1 protein-coding gene is annotated in these 1,554 nt (G+C 41.8%); it reads right to left on the minus strand.

Annotated features, from left to right (window positions below):
- Positions 1–236: 236 nt before the first annotated feature.
- On the minus strand, positions 237–1,554 hold a 1,318-nt coding region (locus I2E21_RS12085; RefSeq protein WP_207735351.1), incomplete at its 5' end, for an IS30 family transposase.

Consider the following 1,554-nt stretch of genomic DNA (forward strand, 5'->3'; position numbering starts at 1 on the left):
GCTTAAATGACAAAGTGAAGTTAGGGTAAATATACCCTTTTCACAACAAAAAGCCAAATAAGCGGTTTTATGTGGCTTTTAAGAGGATATATACCCTCAAAAAGCCGAAATTTAATATATCTCACTGTCTTTTTTGCATGGCAAAGCAGACAGATTGAAATCTCGTTTTGTCAAAGTGAACGCAACCTGCCTTAGCTTAAAAATATGTTGCGGTCACCATCTGCAATTGTTTAAAGTTACCGTTTCAGCAGTGCCGGTGTTAAGTTCACTTCGTCTGCCGGTACGGTATGTAATCCCATCAGCCCCATCAACCGAAGTATGCTCTTGTCGGTGGTGGCTTCATAAGGGGATTTGTTGCCGAGAGATTCTCGGCGAATACTGTTAATATTGTTGGCAAGAAGGAGCATATCTTCCTGCGTGTATGGATTTAACGTCTTGCCCTTTGGTAGTACATAACGGATAAATTCGTGGTTCTTCTCAATCTGTGGCTTTTGCCAGGATGCCTGAGGGTCACAGTAAAAGACCTTGGTTCTCTTCTTACCATCCTCGGTAGTTTCTAAATCTCTTGTATGCTTGAACTCGCTGCCGTTATCGGTGAGAATTACAGGAAAGACTTTGCGGAATTCTTCAAGTCCTAAAAGGCCTGTCAGCATATCAAATTGTTCCACTACGGTATCGGCTTTGCCGTCACGCATAAGAAACATCAGCATCATATTGGTGTTACAGAAATGCAGTGTCAAAAGGCGTTTCCCTTGTTCACGACATCCCTTTACTGTATCCATTTGAATTATGGGTGTATCGGGATGTTTTTCCATATATTTCAGGTAATCATCATAGCCTCGGTTTTTGCGGAATTCTTGGTTCAAAAAGCCTTCGGACACTTCTTTTTTCTTCCGTCTTGGCTTGTATGCCACCTTTCGCCTGAGGTCAATGTTTCCTACGCTTAAAACACCTTGGTCGATGTAACGGTAAAGAGTTCTTTGTGAAATACCAAGTTCATCGCCGTGTTCCGACCATATATGTGTCAGTGGTTGCCCTTTCAAAATTAACGGTGAAACCAATTTATCAAGTTTTTCAAGGTCTTCACCACGGGTTTGTATCTTGCTTCTGGAGTTGGAATATCTCCGCTTTGCCATTGCATCTGCTTGCTGAGCATTGTAGTAAGCTCTATCTGCTTTGCATTTTCTTCTCCGCACACAAACATTGCAAACATACGGCGGTTTGGAAAGTACAACGCAAGGGGTATTGTTGTATCTTGTGCAAAGTTCTCTGCAATCGTATTCACGGCAAGTCACACACCGCCTTGAGCATCCATCCTTTCCGCATAATCCTTTGGTTTTGCACTCTCCTGCATAGTGACAATCCTTTTCAAAGAAATGCTCTCCCGGTGCGATTGTTCTGTTTGCTCGGATTTCCCTTGAAACACATTCCGTAGTTTTTCCTATCTTTTTTGCTATCTTTCCTAAACTTAATTTTTGGTAAATTCCACATTCAATAACTATCCTTTCAGACAATGATAAACGACTCATATTTTCCTGCTTTCCGCAGACAGTA

The organism is Ruminococcus sp. BSD2780120874_150323_B10 (assembly GCF_015553695.1).
Classification (GTDB): domain Bacteria; phylum Bacillota; class Clostridia; order Oscillospirales; family Acutalibacteraceae; genus Ruminococcoides; species Ruminococcoides intestinale_A.